General features: G+C 57.5%; 17 protein-coding genes and 2 pseudogenes. 6 read left to right on the top strand and 13 right to left on the bottom strand.

From position 1 onward, the window contains the following. Positions 1 to 56: 56 nt before the first annotated feature. Entirely contained in the window at positions 57 to 545 is a 489-nt protein-coding gene (locus ABLU50_RS18815; RefSeq protein ID WP_004206295.1) for a cupin domain-containing protein, read from the bottom strand. A gap of 248 nt (positions 546 to 793) precedes the next feature. On the opposite strand from ABLU50_RS18815, the gene zur reads away from it, so the two are divergent. Beyond that, positions 794 to 1,309, top strand: a complete 516-nt coding sequence (gene zur, locus ABLU50_RS18810) for a zinc uptake transcriptional repressor Zur (RefSeq protein WP_060656818.1) — start codon at positions 794 to 796, stop codon at positions 1,307 to 1,309. Positions 1,310 to 1,404: 95 nt separating this feature from the next. Here zur and ABLU50_RS18805 read toward each other — a convergent pair whose 3' ends face one another. The 4 genes from ABLU50_RS18805 to ABLU50_RS18790 form a co-directional block, all read right to left on the bottom strand. Next, a complete protein-coding gene (locus ABLU50_RS18805; protein WP_004206293.1) occupies positions 1,405 to 1,614 on the bottom strand; it encodes a CsbD family protein in 210 nt (69 codons plus the stop codon). Positions 1,615 to 1,849: 235 nt separating this feature from the next. Beyond that, positions 1,850 to 3,166, bottom strand: a complete 1,317-nt coding sequence (gene dinF / locus ABLU50_RS18800; RefSeq protein ID WP_087832222.1) for an MATE family efflux transporter DinF — start codon at positions 3,164 to 3,166, stop codon at positions 1,850 to 1,852. A gap of 69 nt (positions 3,167 to 3,235) precedes the next feature. Further along, positions 3,236 to 3,844: a transcriptional repressor LexA gene (lexA, locus tag ABLU50_RS18795; RefSeq protein WP_004206291.1), complete on the bottom strand. Its 609-nt coding sequence runs from the start codon at positions 3,842 to 3,844 to the stop codon at positions 3,236 to 3,238. A 122-nt stretch (positions 3,845 to 3,966) separates the two neighbouring features. Beyond that, a complete protein-coding gene (locus ABLU50_RS18790; protein WP_004206290.1) occupies positions 3,967 to 4,335 on the bottom strand; it encodes a diacylglycerol kinase in 369 nt (122 codons plus the stop codon). A 129-nt stretch (positions 4,336 to 4,464) separates the two neighbouring features. On the opposite strand from ABLU50_RS18790, the gene plsB reads away from it, so the two are divergent. Then, on the top strand, positions 4,465 to 6,888 hold the full coding sequence (gene plsB, locus ABLU50_RS18785; RefSeq protein WP_004206289.1) for a glycerol-3-phosphate 1-O-acyltransferase PlsB: 2,424 nt from the start codon (positions 4,465 to 4,467) through the stop codon (positions 6,886 to 6,888). 58 nt (positions 6,889 to 6,946) lie between these two features. On the opposite strand, the gene ubiA is transcribed toward plsB, so the two are convergent. The 5 genes from ubiA to malK all read right to left on the bottom strand — a co-directional run bounded on the left by ubiA (position 6,947) and on the right by malK (position 12,039). Then, positions 6,947 to 7,813, bottom strand: a complete 867-nt coding sequence (gene ubiA / locus ABLU50_RS18780; protein WP_002884808.1) for a 4-hydroxybenzoate octaprenyltransferase — start codon at positions 7,811 to 7,813, stop codon at positions 6,947 to 6,949. Between the two features lie 12 nt (positions 7,814 to 7,825). Next, positions 7,826 to 8,323: a chorismate lyase gene (gene ubiC, locus ABLU50_RS18775; RefSeq protein ID WP_017900123.1), complete on the bottom strand. Its 498-nt coding sequence runs from the start codon at positions 8,321 to 8,323 to the stop codon at positions 7,826 to 7,828. 187 nt (positions 8,324 to 8,510) lie between these two features. Next, positions 8,511 to 9,440, bottom strand: a complete 930-nt coding sequence (gene malM, locus ABLU50_RS18770; protein ID WP_008807310.1) for a maltose operon protein MalM — start codon at positions 9,438 to 9,440, stop codon at positions 8,511 to 8,513. A gap of 114 nt (positions 9,441 to 9,554) precedes the next feature. Further along, positions 9,555 to 10,844: a maltoporin gene (locus ABLU50_RS18765; RefSeq protein WP_002884747.1), complete on the bottom strand. Its 1,290-nt coding sequence runs from the start codon at positions 10,842 to 10,844 to the stop codon at positions 9,555 to 9,557. 85 nt (positions 10,845 to 10,929) lie between these two features. After that, on the bottom strand, positions 10,930 to 12,039 hold the full coding sequence (gene malK, locus ABLU50_RS18760) for a maltose/maltodextrin ABC transporter ATP-binding protein MalK (RefSeq protein WP_002884743.1): 1,110 nt from the start codon (positions 12,037 to 12,039) through the stop codon (positions 10,930 to 10,932). Positions 12,040 to 12,409: 370 nt separating this feature from the next. On the opposite strand from malK, the gene malE reads away from it, so the two are divergent. The 3 genes from malE to malG all read left to right on the top strand — a co-directional run bounded on the left by malE (position 12,410) and on the right by malG (position 16,309). Continuing rightward, a complete protein-coding gene (gene malE / locus ABLU50_RS18755) occupies positions 12,410 to 13,600 on the top strand; it encodes a maltose/maltodextrin ABC transporter substrate-binding protein MalE (protein ID WP_004206285.1) in 1,191 nt (396 codons plus the stop codon). A 117-nt stretch (positions 13,601 to 13,717) separates the two neighbouring features. Beyond that, positions 13,718 to 15,262, top strand: coding sequence for a maltose ABC transporter permease MalF (gene malF, locus ABLU50_RS18750; protein WP_017900124.1), 1,545 nt, complete (start codon positions 13,718 to 13,720; stop codon positions 15,260 to 15,262). Positions 15,263 to 15,418: 156 nt separating this feature from the next. Then, complete coding sequence (gene malG, locus ABLU50_RS18745) at positions 15,419 to 16,309, top strand: maltose ABC transporter permease MalG (RefSeq protein WP_002884725.1); 891 nt, start codon at positions 15,419 to 15,421, stop codon at positions 16,307 to 16,309. Positions 16,310 to 16,501: 192 nt separating this feature from the next. Here malG and psiE read toward each other — a convergent pair whose 3' ends face one another. Then, positions 16,502 to 16,912, bottom strand: coding sequence for a phosphate-starvation-inducible protein PsiE (gene psiE, locus ABLU50_RS18740; protein WP_017900125.1), 411 nt, complete (start codon positions 16,910 to 16,912; stop codon positions 16,502 to 16,504). A gap of 370 nt (positions 16,913 to 17,282) precedes the next feature. Between psiE and ABLU50_RS18735 the strand changes: the two are divergent. Further along, positions 17,283 to 17,408, top strand: a pseudogene (locus ABLU50_RS18735) (hypothetical protein); the annotation flags it as partial. Here the strand turns inward: ABLU50_RS18735 and ABLU50_RS18730 are convergent. Both ABLU50_RS18730 and ABLU50_RS18725 read right to left on the bottom strand, forming a co-directional pair. Then, entirely contained in the window at positions 17,384 to 17,569 is a 186-nt protein-coding gene (locus ABLU50_RS18730) for a hypothetical protein (RefSeq protein ID WP_348864936.1), read from the bottom strand. The pseudogene ABLU50_RS18735 and the gene ABLU50_RS18730 overlap by 25 nt on opposite strands. Next, a pseudogene (locus ABLU50_RS18725) lies at positions 17,551 to 18,008 on the bottom strand (IS5-like element ISKpn26 family transposase); the annotation flags it as partial. The gene ABLU50_RS18730 and the pseudogene ABLU50_RS18725, both read right to left, overlap by 19 nt.

Here is an 18,008-nt window from a genome sequence, read left to right as displayed (position 1 = left end):
ATAAAGATAAACCACAGGCGCGTAGTGCGCCGCGCTTCGCCCCTTCCCGGTGTCGATTACTTTATCCGCGGTTTGCCGTCATGTGGGCCAAAGAACTGCGGCGGATGGTCAACCCAGCGATCCTGGCGCGTCGCGGCATAGCCAGGATTGAGCGGGTAGTAAATTCGGTTGTACTTTTTGTTGGCCTCACCCACCACCAACAGACGAACCTCCTGCTCGGTGTTATTGAGAAAAGTGTGGCAGATGCCGGTACCAGCGGGAAAACCCACGCTGTCCCCCGGCTCCAGTTTCCAGAGATAGCCGTTTATCCACACTTCCGGATAGCCCTCCAGCACATAGATGAACTCTTCCTCATCGCTCTCCGCGTGCGGGTAAGAGGTGCGCCGCCCGGGCGGCAGTCTCTCGTGGTGGATCCCCAGCCGGTTGAGGCGTAAACCGCGCCCCAGCGGCGCGCCAATGGAAAAACGCTCCGGGCTGTCGGGATAAGTGGCATCGTCGGGCCCTTCCAGTTCGCGCCAGTGGCGAATGCAATCAGGTCGTTTCATCGTTTTCTCCCGAAAATGAGACACTTCAGATATAGCATACCTGGGTCAGGCGTGTTGCGATTAAATCGGGCATGGCGGTTTTAGCGGCCGGCTAAGGCGCAGCCTCCACGAGCGTCAGCGGCCAGCACCCGGAACTGGCGCAGGCACCGACAATCTGAAGTATGACCCGCATCACCCGTCGGGTCTCGGCGTTTTCCGCGGAACGTGATAAAGTAACAGATTCAATTTCACGCAACCTGAGGATGCTCATGGATAAGACCCCTTCGCAAGAGATGTTAGCGCATGCTGAAAAGCTGTGTGCGCAACGCGGCGTACGCCTGACCCCACAGCGTCTGGAAGTGTTGCGCCTGATGAGCCTGCAGCAAGGGGCAATCAGCGCCTACGACCTGCTGGATCTGCTGCGCGAGAAAGAGCCGCAGGCAAAGCCCCCGACGGTCTACCGCGCGCTGGAGTTCTTACTCGAGCAGGGTTTTGTCCACAAGGTGGAATCGACCAACAGCTATGTGCTGTGTCATCTCTTTGACCAGCCGACCCACAGCTCGGCCATGTTTATCTGCGACCGCTGCGGCGTGGTGAAGGAAGAAGCGGCTGAAGGGGTGGAAGATATCATGCATACGCTGGCGGCCAGAATGGGCTTCGCCCTGCGCCACAACGTGATTGAAGCCCACGGCCTCTGCGCGAGCTGCGTGGAAGTAGAAGCCTGCAGCACGCCGGGACACTGCCACCACGATCATACTATTCAGGTCAAAAAGAAAGCCCGCTGAGCGGCAGCCGCAGCGGGAAAAAGGGTTAACGGCGCGTCCCTGCGCCATTCAGACAGGCACTAACACAAATGCTTCTTTCTTCGGATCAAGGAACGCTACCAGCGATAGTCGTTCTTATGCTCCCAGTCTGAGACTTCTTTCTCAGCCTGATCTTTCGCATAGCCGTAACGCTCCTGAATTTTGCCGACCAGCTGGTCGCGCTTCCCTTCGATTACGGTCATATCATCATCGGTAAGTTTGCCCCACTGTTCCTTGGCTTTACCTTTCAACTGTTTCCAGTTACCGCCGATTTCGTCTTTATTCATGATAACGTCCTCATCATTCGGTGGGTTTACAGCCCGTTTTGTGCCGGACATGGTATTAACTATAGATGAGAATGCTGGCGCCGATTCGTTATTCGGAATTTTTAACCATCATACCGATGGATAAGGCTGAGGAGATTTCCCCGGCTTGCGCTACGCTGAGCCGGGCTACTGAGTTGCCCCGGTTAGCGGTGCGCAACCTCGGGAATTCATGGATAGCCGTTATGAACGGCAATAACTAGCTAAACCAGGTGCCGCGTCGCCAGTGGCGGCGCCAGATCAGCGCCAGCGACAGGCCGCGCAGGGCGAGAAACACGGCCAGCGGCAGCCACAGGCCGTGATTGCCGAGCACCGGGACCGTAAGCAGCGTCACGGCGAAGCCGGCCGCGGCGACCGCCATGCTGTTCCGCATCTCCGCGCCGCGCGTCGCGCCGATAAACATGCCGTCCAGCAGATAGCACCAGACCCCGACCACCGGCAGGATCGTCTGCCAGATCAGATAGCGATCGGCCAGCTGCTGCAGGGAAGGCAGCGAGGTTAACAGCGCGATGATGTGCCCCCCCGCCAGGCTGTAAACCAGGGCAAACGCCAGCGCCACCATACCGGACTGCCGGCAGGCCGCCCGCCACACCTCCAGCAGCTGGCTGCCGTCGCGCGCGCCGTAGGCCTGGCCGGAGTGGGCCTCCACGGCATAGGCAAAGCCATCCAGCGCGTAGGCGGTAAAAGTCAGCATGGTCATCAGTACGGCGTTGACCGCCACGATATCGCTGCCCAGCCGGGCGCCGAAGACGGTCAGCGCGCCAAAGCACAGCTGCAGCAGCAGGGAGCGCAGCATGATGTCGCGATTCAACGCCAGCAGACGGCGCATGTCTCCGCGCCAGGCGTTTTTCAGCATCGCCAGCGACACGCCGCGCAGCGTCAGCACCCGCTTCGCCATCATCAGGCCGATAATCAGGGTCGCGTACTCCGCGGTGACCGTGGCCAGCGCGGCCCCCTGGACGTTCATCCGCAGGCCCATCACCAGCCACAGGTCGAGCACAATATTCAACAGATTACCGACCACCAGCAAAATTACCGGCGCCCGGGCGTACTGGACCCCCAGCAGCCAGCCGAGCAGCACCAGGTTGGCCAGCGAAGCGGGCGCGCTGAGCCAGCGGATTTCGAGAAACCGTCTCGCCTGCTCGAGAACCGCCTCGCTGCCGCCGACGATATGCAGGGCGAGGTTAATCAACGGCAGGCGAAACAGGATAATCACCACCCCGGCGCCCAGCGCCAGGACCAGCGGCTGCACCAGCGCCCGCGCCAGTCGCAGCGGATCTTTGGCCCCCCAGGCCTGAGCGGTCAGCCCGGTGGTGCTCATGCGCAGAAACAGCAGCAGCATAAACAGGAAACTGGTGGCCGTTGCTCCGACCGCGACGCCGCCGAGGTATACCGGGCTGTCAAGGTGGCCGATCACTGCGGTATCCACCAGCCCCAGCAGCGGGACGGTGATATTGGAGAAAATCATGGGGAGTGCAAGGCGCCACAGCGCTTTATCGGCAGCGTTGAGCAGCATGTTCAGGGACCTGATTGAGGACAAACGTCGCAGCGTCATGCATCAGATGACGCTGCGCAGGGGCAGGCGCTACAGCCATTCTCCATTTCGGATCACGCCAACGGCCAGACCCTCAATGGTAAAACTCTGCTGACGCAGATCGACAACGATAGGGGTAAACTCGCTGTTTTCTGGCAGCAGTTCGACGACGTTGCCCTGCTTTTTCAGGCGCTTGACCGTCACTTCATCGTCAATGCGCGCTACCACCACCTGGCCATTGCGCACATCCTGGGTTTTGTGGACCGCCAGCAGATCGCCATCCAGAATACCGATGTCTTTCATCGACATCCCGCTGACGCGCAGCAGAAAATCGGCGTTGGGCTTGAACATCGACGGGTCGACCTGATAGTGGCCTTCAATATGCTGCTGCGCCAGCAGCGGCTCACCGGCGGCGACGCGGCCGATCAGCGGCAGGCCGTGCTCTTCTTCCGTCAGCAGGCGGATACCGCGCGAGGCGCCGGAGACGATCTCGATTGCGCCTTTACGCGCCAGCGCTTTCAGGTGTTCTTCCGCCGCGTTTGGGGAACGGAACCCCAAGCGCTGAGCAATCTCCGCACGCGTCGGCGGCATGCCCGTCTGGCTGATATGATCCCGAATGAGATCAAACACCTCTTGCTGCCTGGTCGTTAACGCTTTCATTCCGCCCCCTGGGTGTATATACAGTTATGCTGTGAGTATATACAGCTAGCGGTGATTTTGGAACCACATGGCACACAAAAATCGGCAGATTGTTTATATTTTGCGAGGGTTAGCGAAGAACGTTAGTGATAATGGCTCCACAGCAGCGTTCCCCAGGTGATCAGCGCGATGATAATCGCCAGCAGGACCGCCGCCGACCCCATGTCTTTGGCGCGCCCTGAAAGCTCATGATAATCCGAGCCAATACGGTCCACGACCGCCTCAATCGCGCTGTTGAGAATTTCGACTATCATCACTAGCAGGACCGAGCCAATCAGCAATACGCGGGTGATGGCGTCGACGTCCAGCCAGCAGGCTATCGCGACGGCCACAATGGCGGCGACGCCTTCCTGACGAAACGCGGCCTCGTTGATCCACGCCGCGCGAAATCCTTTCCAGGAGTAACCTGCCGCCTTAATGATTCGGGTTAACCCGGTGGTATTATTGGCCATCACAAAACCTTTTTTATGTAAATGACGTCGATGAGTGTACGCGTTTGCCGCGCGGTAACGGAAATTTTGCCCGCTTTCTGTTATTCTTGCCGCGCATTTGCATGATTAACCAGAGGCTTCACATCGTTTATGTCCGGCTGGCAACGAATTTACTATAAATTACTGAATTTACCATTACGGGTGCTGGTAAAAAGCAAGTCTATTCCGGCAGAGCCTGCTCAGGAATTAGGACTCGATACCTCGCGTCCGGTCATGTACGTCCTGCCCTATAACTCCAAGGCGGACCTGCTGACGCTGCGCGCCCAATGCCTGGCGCATGATTTACCTGACCCGCTAGAACCGCTGGAAATCGACGGCGCCCTGCTGCCGCGCTACGTATTCATCCACGGCGGGCCGCGCGTATTCACCTATTACACGCCAAAAGAAGAGTCCATCAAGCTGTTCCACGACTACCTCGATCTGCACCGCAACCATCCGGATCTCGATGTGCAAATGGTGCCGGTGTCGGTGATGTTCGGCCGCTCGCCGGGTCGTGAGAAAGGGGAAGTCAATCCGCCGCTGCGGATGCTTAACGGCATTCAGAAATTTTTCGCCGTCTCCTGGCTCGGCCGCGACAGTTTCGTGCGCTTCTCGCCTTCCGTATCGCTGCGCCGCATGGCCGATGAGCACGGTACCGATAAGATCATCGCCCAAAAGCTGGCTCGCGTCGCGCGGATGCATTTTGCCCGCCAGCGCCTGGCCGCCGTCGGCCCGCGTCTGCCGGCCCGCCAGGATCTGTTTAACAAGCTGCTGGCGTCGAAGGCCATTGCCCGTGCGGTGGAAGACGAAGCGCGCAGCAAGAAAATTTCCCACGAGAAGGCCCAGCAGAACGCGATTGCACTGATGGAAGAGATTGCCGCGAACTTCTCTTACGAGATGATCCGCCTGACCGACCGCATTCTCGGCTTCACCTGGAACCGCCTGTATCAGGGCATCAACGTGCATAACGCCGAGCGCGTACGCCAGCTGGCGCACGACGGCCATGAGATTGTCTATGTCCCCTGCCACCGCAGCCACATGGACTATCTGCTGCTCTCTTACGTCCTGTATCACCAGGGGCTGGTGCCACCGCACATCGCGGCGGGTATCAACCTTAACTTCTGGCCGGCCGGGCCAATCTTCCGCCGCCTCGGCGCGTTCTTTATTCGCCGCACCTTTAAGGGCAACAAGCTCTACTCCACGGTGTTCCGCGAGTACCTTGGTGAACTGTTCAGCCGCGGCTATTCCGTGGAGTATTTCGTCGAAGGCGGCCGCTCCCGTACCGGCCGTCTGCTCGATCCGAAGACCGGTACGCTGTCGATGACCATCCAGGCGATGCTGCGCGGCGGCACCCGGCCGATCACTCTGGTGCCGATCTATATCGGCTACGAGCACGTGATGGAGGTGGGGACCTATGCCAAAGAGCTGCGCGGCGCAACCAAAGAGAAAGAGAGTCTGCCGCAGATGCTGCGCGGCTTAAGCAAGTTGCGCAACCTTGGCCAGGGCTACGTTAACTTCGGCGAACCGCTGCCGCTGATGACCTACCTGAACCACCATGTGCCGGAGTGGCGGGAAGCGATTGACCCAATCGAAGCGGTCCGCCCCTCCTGGCTTACGCCGACGGTGAATAACATCGCCGCTGACCTGATGGTGCGCATCAATAACGCCGGCGCGGCCAACGCCATGAACCTGTGCTGTACGGCGCTACTGGCCTCCCGCCAGCGTTCGCTGACCCGTGAGCAGCTCACCCAGCAGCTGGAGTGTTACCTCGCGCTGCTGCGCAATGTGCCCTATTCGCCGGATGCCACCGCGCCGTCCGCTTCGGCCAGCGAGCTCATCGATCATGCACTGCAGATGAATAAGTTCGAAGTTGAAAAGGACACCATTGGCGACATCATCATTCTGCCGCGCGAGCAGGCGGTGCTGATGACCTACTATCGCAACAACATCGCCCATATGCTGGTGATGCCGTCGCTGTTAGCCGCCCTGGTGACTCAGCATCGTCATCTCAGCCGCGCCGAAGTGCTGCGCCATGTGGAAACGCTCTACCCGTTCCTCAAAGCCGAGCTGTTCCTGCGCTGGGAGAAAGCGGAGCTGGCCGGAGTAATGGATGCGCTGATTGCCGAGATGCTGCGTCAGGAGCTGATCGTCATCGATGGCGATGTGATGAGCCTTAACCCGTCGCACTCTCGCTCCCTGCAGCTGTTGGCCGCAGGCGCTCGCGAGACGCTGCAGCGCTACGCCATCACCTTCTGGCTGCTGAGCGCTAACCCGTCGATCAACCGCAGCTCGCTGGAGAAAGAGAGCCGTACCGTGGCGCAGCGCCTGTCGGTGCTGCATGGCATCAACGCGCCGGAGTTCTTCGACAAAGCAGTGTTCAGTACCCTGGTGTTGACCCTGCGCGATGAAGGCTATATCAGCGATACGGGCGATGCCGAGCCGGAAGAGACCCTGAAGGTCTACCGGATGCTGGCGGATTTGATTACATCGGATGTACGTCTGACGATCGAAAGCGTCACGCAGGACGACGCGTAACGCGGCGTTTGCCGTCCTCACCGCCCCCCGGTAAACCGGGGGGATGGGGACAGGGGTTTTACAGGTAGCTCATCGCCAGGCCGAGGAACAGCACCAGCCCGACGTAGTTATTGTTCATAAACGCTTTAAAGCAGTTATCGCGGTCGCGATTGAAGATAAGCTTCTGCTGCCAGCCAAACAGACCCGCCGCCACGAACAGCGACCAGTAGTATTCCCAGCCCAGCCCATTCAGCCAGCCCACCGCGCCCATCAGCGCCAGCACGGCCACCTGCAGGATACCGATAATCAGACGATCGTTTTCGCCGAACAGGATCGCCGTCGATTTAATGCCGATCTTGACGTCGTCATCGCGATCCACCATCGCATACTGGGTATCGTAGGCCACCGCCCACAGAATGTTGGCGAGGAACATCAGCCAGCAGCTCAGCGGCAGCGATTCACTGACGGCCGAGAAGGCCATCGGGATCGACCAGCCAAAGGCCGCCCCCAGCACCACCTGCGGCAGATGGGTGTAGCGCTTCATAAACGGATAGACCCACGCCAGCGCCAGCGCCGCCACCGACAGCAAAATCGTCATGGTGTTGAGGGTAAGCACCAGCAGGAAGGAGAGCAGCACCAGAACGATAAACAGCGTTCGCGCCTCTTTCTCGGTGACGTCGCCGCTCGGCAGCGGACGGCGGGCGGTACGCTTTACGTGACCATCAAATTTTCGATCGGCATAGTCATTCACCACGCAGCCGGCGGCACGCATCAGCCAGACGCCGGCGACAAAGACCGCCAGGATCCACAGCGGCGGGACGCCCGGCGAGGCCACCCATAGCGCCCACAGCGTCGGCCACAGCAGCAGCAAGGCGCCGATCGGTTTGTCAGTGCGCATCAGGCGATGAAACGCCAACAGCTTATTCTGCGACAGACTCCACTCCATTTTTTCTTCCTCTTAGTACAACGGCGACGCAGGCAAAAACAGCTCGGTCAGCAGCAGGGGTTTGCCGCTTAGCCGCAGGCGGGAACGACGTCCCCACAGCGCTGCATCGCGACCAATTTCAATAAAATCGCGGGTTAACGTCGACGACGTGAACAGGTATCGCCCCAGCGGGGTCTGCCCGAGCTGCTGTAGCGCCAGCTCCGGCCCACACAACGTCGACTCCGGCACCACCGTGCGCCCGGCCAGCCAGGGCTCACCGTCGGCATTGAGTATAATCTCCCGCAGCCAATAGCGCGGCTCGTCGGGCAACAGCGCCGCTTCGTCAGCCAGCGCCTCACGCCCGATATACCCTTCGTTAACCAGGGTGACGGTGACCTGCTTTCCTTGTTGCTCAAAACGCTGGGTCATTGAGTCCTCCAGCAGCAGCCAGTCACTCAGAGGCGGCGCCAGGGGCGGCATAACGGCAAAATAGCGCAGCGCACGCAGTCGCGTAAGCGCGGGATGGGACATGCCTGATTCTCCGGTACATAACGTGAGAGCATTGTATCGCAGAATAGGCGGTTGGTGGCGGGCAAACGTCAATATACGATCATTCACGCAACAGCAATGCAACAGGCCGCCGCGCGTGCAAAAAAAGGTGCATCCCGGAGGATGCACCTAAAGGCTGTGCCTAAACATCAGCATTGTGGGGAGACGATTACCCCTTGCCTTTTACACTGCTGATAAAGGTGGAACGAGCGGATTTCGAGCCGAGGCGCTCAGCTTCGTTCATCAATTTCAGGGCTTTGTCGATGTCACCTTGTTTCACCGCCTGCTTAATACCGTTATTGAAGTAGGTTTCGGTATCGCTGAGCATCGGTTCGCTTTTGGCGGCCGGCGCCGCAGCGGCTGCGGCGGCTGGCGCGGCTACCGGCGCCGCGGTGTTACCGACGGTGACCGGGCCCGGGCCGGAGGAGCCGAACAGCGGCCCCACCAGCACGCTGGAGGTGCTGTTGGTTTTCACTTTCAGCTTCAGCACGCCATCGGTGGTATGTTTGGCGATGGGATCCGGAATGTCCGGCGCCGCATTGCCTGCGCCTTTGGCATAGGCTTTCGCCGGATCCAACAGGGTGGTGGTCTGCTGGAGATCTTTTTCAGTGGTAAATACCAGCACATAGAGCTTCTGCTGGCCCAGCGCCGGGGTCAGGCGCATCACGCCGCCCAGGCGATCGGCAGTCATCACGCCCGGCTGCTGATAGGTGAAGTAGTTGCTGGGGAAGAACGCCGCTGGCGTCATGTTCTGGTCGAGAATCAGCACGTTCGGCGCAAAAATCTGCTTATGTTTGTTCAGCTCGCTGTCGAGGGTCAGGGTCAGCTCACCGATATTGGCCGGCACGCTCCAGGCGGCGACCGGTCCGACGATCCCCGGTACATCCAGGCGTTGACCGCCGGTGGTTAAATCTACGCTCTGCGTCTTCGATTGATCGGCAGGCGTCCAGATCAGCTGCTGCAGCGCACTGGCTGGAATAGACGGCGCGGCGCTGGTGTTCTGCGGTACAAAGTTAACATCGGCAAGGCTCATCCCCGGCACGCATGCCAACATCCCTGCGGATAAACACAGAGCGACGAGAGTTTTCTTCATTTTCATTCTTCTCACCTTGGATAGCATCGGTTTAGCGGTAGCCAGGCAATAGCGCGCTAACCCTGAATAGTCAGGAGGGGCCGATGCCCCTCCCAGGTTACATCCGTCCTGCGGACGGTATTACCACCACACTTCCATCTGGGCACCGAAGGTAACTTCGCTGTCGTCACCACGGCTGGAGGTGAAAGCGCCGCTTCCGCTGCTGTCTTTTGTCTGCAGACCGGAGGTGTTGCTGTAGCCCCAGTTTTCATCCCACTTCGCGTAGGTTGCGAAGATACGGATAGCCGGACGAGACCAGACGCTGTTCCCTGCCTGCCATTGCTGAGCCAGAGTAATTTTGTACTGGTTGTTGTTTTCGCTGGTACGCTGGGATTTCACGTTGTCGTAACCGATTTCCAGCTGGGTGCTCATGATCGGCGTCCATTTGTACATCGGACGAACACCCACGGTGTACCAGGTGGAGCCGTTTTTGCTGTCCAGATCCACGTCCTGGTACATCGCAACGTACATCAGGCCCCAGTCATCGTTGAAGTCCATCGCGCCGTGATCCAGAACGCGGATCATGCTGCCGTTGTTATCGATGCTGGTCCCTTGAGAGTGGCCGCTGTTCCAGGAGGTCATTGCGTCAGTGGCGTACTGAACGACAAACTTGTTGAAGCCGCCCCAGATGGACTGAGTATGTTCACCGGTCCACATCCAGCCGTCTTTCGACGCGCCGTCTTCCAGACGGTAGTCATCCTGCGGGTTAGCACGGCCGTAATCGACGCCTAACTCCAGCACGCCGCCCGGGTTGGTTTCCAGGCCCGCCAGACGGATGTCAAAGACGTCGTTGGCAGTTTTCGCAGCATATTTTTTGGTGTCATCGCTGGAGAAAGTATAAGAGCCGCCGCTTTCTGAGTTACGAGTAGCGGCCAGAGAGAGCTTACCGAAGCCAAGGTCAACGTTTTCCAGACCTGCACCCGGGCCGGAGATATCCCAGTAGTAGAAGTCGATCATGTGAACGTCATGACGCTGATAGAAGCGTTTACCCGCCCACAGCGTGGAGCCCGGCAGCCAGTCGATCAGGTTTTTACCCTGGATGTTGGCTTCACGGAACGCCGGAGAGGTGCTTTCCCAGTCATCTTCCTGATTCACGGAATAGGCAACGTTAGTATCGAAATAAAAACTCTTATCCCCTTCCTTCCACAGCTCCTGGCCCAGCTTCAGTTCCGCATAGGTTTCACATTCGTTACCAAGACGGTATTTACTTTGAGCGCCGGTCGCTTTGAAGCACTGTTGCTCGCCGCCGCTGCCGGTCCAGCCAATGCCGGAACGCGCGTAGCCATGGAAATCGACAGCCAGCGCCTGAGCAGACATAACGCCTGCCGCGACGGCGACCGCCAGTGGAAGTTTGCGCAGAGTAATCATCATTCTATCTCCTGAGATCATTGCTTTTCTTTGCACGCTTCGCCGGTGTACCGCCAGCCGGGTTCGCGCCTTTTTTTAATGGGAAGCCTTACACGCCCGGCTCTTTATGCAGCCGACGACAAGCGGTGCCATCCTCACGGAATAAATGGCAACGTTCTGGCGGCAAACCGATGGCGAATGTGGCTCCCTCTTCTACCAACACCACGTCGTTCTGGCGGTAAACCAGGTTCTGACGGATGGCGGGGATCTGGATATGAATTTGCGTTTCGTGACCTAACTGCTCGACGACCTGAACCTCGCCTTCGAGGGTCACATCGGCGATATCGCTGGGCAGTAAATGCTCCGGGCGGATACCTAAGGACATGTTGGCGCCCGCCTGAACGTTGGCGCTGTCCACCGGCAGCCAGATTTGCTGACGGTTCGGCAGTTCAACCTGCACCTGATCGATAGCCGTCGCGGTGACTTTAACCGGCAGGAAGTTCATCTTCGGTGAACCGATAAAGCCGGCGACGAAGCGGTCAGCCGGATAGTGATAGAGTTCCAGCGGTTTCCCGACCTGCGCCACCCGGCCAGCGTCGAGGACCACGATCTTGTCCGCGAGGGTCATCGCTTCCACCTGATCGTGGGTGACATAGATCATGGTGCGGCCCAGTCGCTTATGCAGACGGGAGATTTCGATACGCATCTGGACGCGCAGGGCGGCATCGAGGTTGGAAAGCGGCTCATCCAGCAGGAAGACGCTCGGCTCAGCCACAAGGGTACGACCAATCGCCACGCGCTGGCGCTGACCGCCGGAGAGGGCTTTCGGTTTACGCTCCAGCAGATGGGCCAGCTGCAGCACTTCCGCAACCTGGGTCACCCGCTGGTTAATCAGATCTTTTTTCGCGCCGGCCAGCTTCAGGCCAAACGACATATTTTCCGCAACGGAAAGGTGGGGATAGAGCGCATAAGACTGGAATACCATCCCAACGCCGCGTTCTGCCGGTGGGATCTCGTTCATGCGGGTGTCCCCGATAAACAGGTCCCCGCTGGTAATAGTTTCTAACCCGGCAATCATACGCAGCAGGGTAGATTTGCCGCAGCCCGATGGCCCGACAAACACGACGAATTCCCCTTCGTGGATATCGAGATTGATATCTTTCGATACCACCACGTCACCCCAGGCTTTCGTTACATTTCGCAGCTGTACGCTCGCCATGCCCTTCTCCCTTCGTTACAACCTGTCACTAACAGTCACATTCAAGATGGGTCGACTATGCGGCATTCATTAGCCGGGCAAATCCTCCGCCCCCCGGCTTTTTTATGGGGGAGGAGATGGGAGGATGAGAGATTGGCTCTCGCCGCGGGGGATGGCGGGCGGCGCGTGATTTCGTGATGGAGGCGACAAAATTGGGCGCTTTTTTCTGTGCTCCAGGACGCAATACGGCCGTTTTTGCAATGGAGATCACACAACCAGCGGGTGGGGCGTAGACCTGGGGAGGATGGAAAGGGGTTGTTAAAAAAGGAAACTCATCATCGTTAAGCCACCGAAGTGTATCCACGAGTACAACACCAAAAAGGACGGGTATATGAAAATCAAAACTGGCGCTCGCATCCTCGCGCTGTCGGCACTGACCACGATGATGTTTTCCGCCTCTGCCCTCGCGAAAATTGAAGAAGGTAAGCTGGTTATCTGGATTAACGGCGACAAAGGCTACAACGGCCTCGCTGAAGTGGGTAAAAAGTTTGAAAAAGACACCGGCATTAAAGTTTCCGTAGAACACCCGGACAAGCTGGAAGAGAAATTCCCGCAGGTTGCGGCGACCGGCGACGGCCCGGACATCATCTTCTGGGCGCATGACCGTTTCGGCGGCTACGCGCAGTCCGGCCTGCTGGCGGAAATCACCCCGGACAAAGCGTTCCAGGACAAACTCTATCCGTTCACCTGGGATGCCGTTCGCTATAACGGCAAACTGATCGCCTACCCGATCGCGGTGGAAGCGCTGTCCCTGATTTACAACAAAGACCTGGTACCGAACCCGCCGAAGACCTGGGAAGAGATCCCGGCGCTGGATAAAGAACTGAAAGCGAAAGGTAAGAGCGCGCTGATGTTCAACCTGCAGGAACCGTACTTCACCTGGCCGCTGATCGCTGCCGACGGCGGATACGCGTTCAAGTTTGAAAACGGCAAGTACGATGTGAAAGACGTCGGCGTGGACAGCGCAGGCGCGAAAGCGGGCCTGACCTTCCTGGTTGACCTGATCAAGAACAAGCACATGAATGCCGATACCGATTACTCCATCGCGGAAGCGGCCTTCAACAAAGGTGAAACCGCGATGACCATCAACGGTCCGTGGGCGTGGTCTAACATCGATAAGAGCAAGGTTAACTACGGCGTGACCCTGCTGCCGACCTTTAAAGGCAAACCATCGAAACCGTTCGTTGGCGTGCTGAGCGCGGGGATCAACGCCGCCAGCCCGAATAAAGAGCTGGCGAAAGAGTTCCTCGAAAACTACCTGATGACCGATCAGGGTCTGGAATCGGTTAACAACGACAAACCGCTGGGTGCCGTGGCGCTGAAATCCTTCCAGGAAAAACTGGAAAAAGATCCGCGCATCGCCGCCACCATGGCGAACGCCCAGAAAGGCGAAATCATGCCTAACATCCCACAGATGTCTGCCTTCTGGTATGCCGTTCGTACCGCGGTTATCAACGCCGCCAGCGGTCGTCAGACTGTCGATGCTGCGCTGAAGGATGCCCAGAGCCGTATCACCAAGTAAGAAAACGGCGGGTGGCGCTTGCGCTTACCCGCCCTACCACTACGGCTCGGACCGTAGGTCAGGTAAGCGAAGCGCCACCTGACAAATAAGCTTTCACCGCTGTAGAGGATGATCCCCATGGATGCCGTTAAAAAGAAACACTGGTGGCAAAGTCCGCAACTCACATGGTCTGTGATTGGCTTACTGTGCCTGCTGGTGGGTTACCTTGTTGTTTTGATGTACGCCCAGGGGGAGTACCTGTTCGCCATCATGACGCTGATTTTAAGCTCAGTTGGCCTGTATATTTTCGCTAACCGCAAGGCTTATGCCTGGCGCTATGTCTATCCCGGCCTCGCCGGCATGGGCCTGTTTGTCCTGTTTCCGCTGATCTGTACTATCGCTATCGCGTTCACCAACTACAGCAGCACCAACCAGCTGACCTTTGAGCGCGCGCAGCAGGTGCTGATGGATCGCTCCTTCCAGGCCGGCAAAGCCTATAACTTCACGCTGATCCCGGCAGGCGACGAGTGGAAGCTGGCCCTGACCGACGGCGAGAGCGGTAAAAACTACCTTTCCGACGCCTTTAAATTCGGCGGCGAGCAGAAGCTGGCGTTAAAAGAAACCGACGCCCTGCCGGAAGGCGAGCGCGCCAACCTGCGCGTCATTACCCAGAACCGCACCGCGCTGAACCAGCTGACCGCCGTGCTGCCTGACGACAGCAAAGTGATCATGAGCTCGCTGCGCCAGTTCTCCGGCACCCAACCGCTGTATACGCTTGGCGAAAACGGCGTGCTGACCAACAATCAAACCCACGTCAAATACCGCCCGAACAACGACGTTGGTTTCTACCAGGCCATCAACGCCGACGGTAGCTGGGGCACAGAAAAGCTGAGCCCGGGCTACACCGTGACTATCGGCTGGGACAACTTTACCCGCGTCTTCCACGATGAAGGCATCCAGAAACCGTTCTTCGCGATCTTCGTCTGGACGGTGGTGTTCTCGGTGCTGACCGTGGTGCTGACCGTCGCGGTGGGGATGATCCTTGCCTGCCTGGTGCAGTGGGAAGCACTGAAAGGCAAAGCGATTTACCGCGTCCTGCTGATTCTGCCGTATGCCGTACCGTCATTTATTTCGATTCTGATTTTCAAAGGTCTGTTCAACCAGAGCTTTGGTGAAATCAACATGATGCTCAGCACGCTGTTCGGCATTAAGCCGGCGTGGTTTAGCGACCCGACCACCGCGCGCACCATGATCATCATCGTCAACACCTGGCTGGGCTACCCGTACATGATGATCCTGTGCATGGGGCTGCTGAAGGCGATTCCGGACGATCTGTACGAAGCGTCGGCAATGGATGGCGCCGGCCCGTTCCAGAACTTCTTTAAAATTACCTTCCCTCTGCTGATTAAGCCGCTGACGCCGCTGATGATCGCCAGCTTCGCCTTTAACTTTAACAACTTCGTCCTGATTCAACTGTTGACCAACGGCGGTCCGGACCGTCTCGGCACCACCACCCCGGCCGGTTATACCGACCTGCTGGTGAGCTACACCTACCGTATCGCCTTTGAAGGCGGCGGCGGTCAGGACTTCGGCCTGGCGGCGGCTATCGCAACGCTTATCTTCCTGCTGGTTGGCGCGTTAGCGATTGTGAACCTGAAAGCCACACGCATGAAGTTTGATTAATTGGAATAACCAGGTGTTATTGGCGCGGGCAGTTTGGACTCGGCCAGCGCGGAAGAACCGGAGCGTACACGTAGTACGTGAGGATTCTGAGCACTGCCCGAGTTCAAAATGGCAAGCAAAATAGCCTGGTGCGAAGTCAAGGGGAGTAAAATTACAATGGCTATGGTCCAACCCAAATCGCAGAAGCTACGTTTATTTACCACGCATCTCCTGCTACTGATTTTTATCGCGGCGATTATGTTTCCGCTGCTGATGGTTATCGCCATCTCGCTGCGCGAGGGTAACTTCGCCACCGGCAGCCTGATCCCGGATACCATCTCCTGGGAGCACTGGCGTCTGGCGTTAGGCTTCAGCGTCGAACACGCGGATGGCCGCGTCACGCCGCCGCCGTTCCCGGTCCTTCTGTGGCTGTGGAACTCGATTAAGGTCGCCGGGATCACCGCGATCGGTATCGTCGCCCTCTCCACCACCTGCGCCTACGCTTTTGCCCGTATGCGCTTCCCGGGGAAAGCGACCCTGCTGAAAGGGATGTTGATTTTCCAGATGTTCCCGGCGGTGCTGTCGCTGGTGGCGCTGTACGCGTTGTTTGACCGCCTGGGCCAGTACATCCCGTTCGTCGGCCTCAACACCCACGGCGGCGTGATCTTTGCCTACATGGGCGGTATCGCCCTGCACGTCTGGACCATCAAAGGCTACTTCGAAACCATCGATGGCTCGCTGGAAGAAGCGGCGGCTCTGGATGGCGCGACCCCATGGCAGGCGTTCCGCCTCGTACTGCTGCCGCTGTCGGTGCCGATTCTGGCGGTGGTCTTTATTCTGTCGTTCATCGCGGCTATCACCGAAGTGCCGGTCGCCTCGCTGCTGCTGCGCGATGTGAACAGCTATACCCTGGCGGTAGGTATGCAACAGTATCTCAACCCGCAGAACTATCTGTGGGGCGACTTTGCCGCCGCGGCGGTACTCTCCGCCATCCCGATTACGGTCGTGTTCCTGCTGGCGCAGCGCTGGCTGGTGAACGGCCTGACGGCGGGCGGGGTGAAAGGTTAAGTTTTTTTGTAACACCGGCCCCAAATTTCAGAGGAGGGCCGACGGTCTAGCCGCAATACACGACCCCAACCGGGTATTGTCGCCGTCGCCCTCAGCTGAAAAAGTAAGGCCAATGCCACTGCTATCCTCAACTGGACCCTACATAAATTCTATTTGTGACTGTTGGTCAGCGGCCCTGGAGGCCGCTTTTTTTTATTCGCGTTTCAGGCGATTAGAGTTACACAGCCAGAGCGTAATCACCAGGATCAGGATCGCGGCGGAATAAATAAGTACCGCCATCGGCGACTCATGGTCGATGATGATCAGACGCACAATCGCGGTGATGCCGATATAGACAAAATAGCGCAGCGGGAAATGGAACCCCGACTGAAAATACTTGACGATCAGCGCGATAAACTCGAAGTAGAGAAAGTAGACCACCAGACCTTCCACCAGCCGGTACTTACTGGTCGGCTCCGGGGTAAAGAGGACATCGGCCAGATGCAGCGTCTCTTTACCGAGGAAGACGATCAGGATAATCCCCAGGCACAGCAGCCCAAGATTCAAAACCGTTTGCATCGCAGTGGCGATAAAATTCACCAGTGGGCGATAAACCAACGACATATTCACACCTCATAATCAGTCCGTGTTGCGTCCGGTATAGCGCAAAAGTGTGATCCAGATCTACAGTTACCCCTCACCGCGTGGGCTTTAATTTTTTTCGCTGTCAGGGCAGGATTTCGGCAAAAGAGAAAAATGCTCTCCTTTACGGCGTGTGATCGACATAACTGATTCCCATGATTTGCATAAAAATTTCTTTGTACAACCATTGTTAATCAATAGCTTAATTTACATACAAGCCTGCATGTTTAGATATGGCTAAAAATAAAAATTTTCTCCAGACCTTAATAAATAAAGGGTTATTTGAGAAGGTTTTTTTCTGCCGATTCCCTTAGCATATTTCCTCATCATCTTACGTCCAGGAATCATAATAATGTCTGACCAAACATCCTCTCTTTTTATTCGCTGGCTACAGCGAGAAGTCGCACCAGCATTAGGTTGCACTGAACCCGTTGCTATTTCATTTACCACCGCTTACGCCGCGAAACATTTAGGGAAGGTGCGAATAAGCAGGTCATTTCTTCCCAAGCTGACTCGCTGATTAAAATTTCGCGGATCTGGGCCGATTTTTTTCCCGCAAACACATCGAATCAGCCTATTTAGGCTATTTTTTCCACCATTTCTGGCGTTATTTCCGGTTTTTACTGAGATCTCTCCCACTGACGTATCATTTGGTCCACCCGAAACAGGTTGGCCAGGGTGAATAACATCGCCAGTTGGTTATCGTTTTTCAGCAGCCCCTTGTATCTGGCTTTCACGAAGCCGAACTGCCGCTTGATGATGCGAAACGGGTGCTCCACCTTGGCACGGATGCTGGCTTTCATGTATTCGATGTTGATGGCCGTTTTGTTCTTGCGCGGATGCTGCTTCAAGGTTTTTACCCTGCCGGGACGCTCGGCGATCAGCCAGTCCACATCCACCTCGGCCAGCTCCTCGCGCTGTGGCGCTCCTTGGTAGCCGGCATCGGCTGAGACAAATTGCTCCTCTCCATGAAGCAGATTACCCAGCTGATTGAGGTCATGCTCGTTGGCCGCGGTGGTGACTAGGCTGTGGGTCAGGCCACTCTTGGCATCGACACCAATGTGGGCCTTCATGCCAA

The sequence above is a fragment of the Klebsiella sp. GG_Kp173 genome, assembly GCF_040062415.1.
Lineage (GTDB): Bacteria > Pseudomonadota > Gammaproteobacteria > Enterobacterales > Enterobacteriaceae > Klebsiella > Klebsiella quasipneumoniae.
Note: the sequence above shows the minus strand (reverse complement) of the source record. Positions and strands in the feature narration are given on the sequence as shown.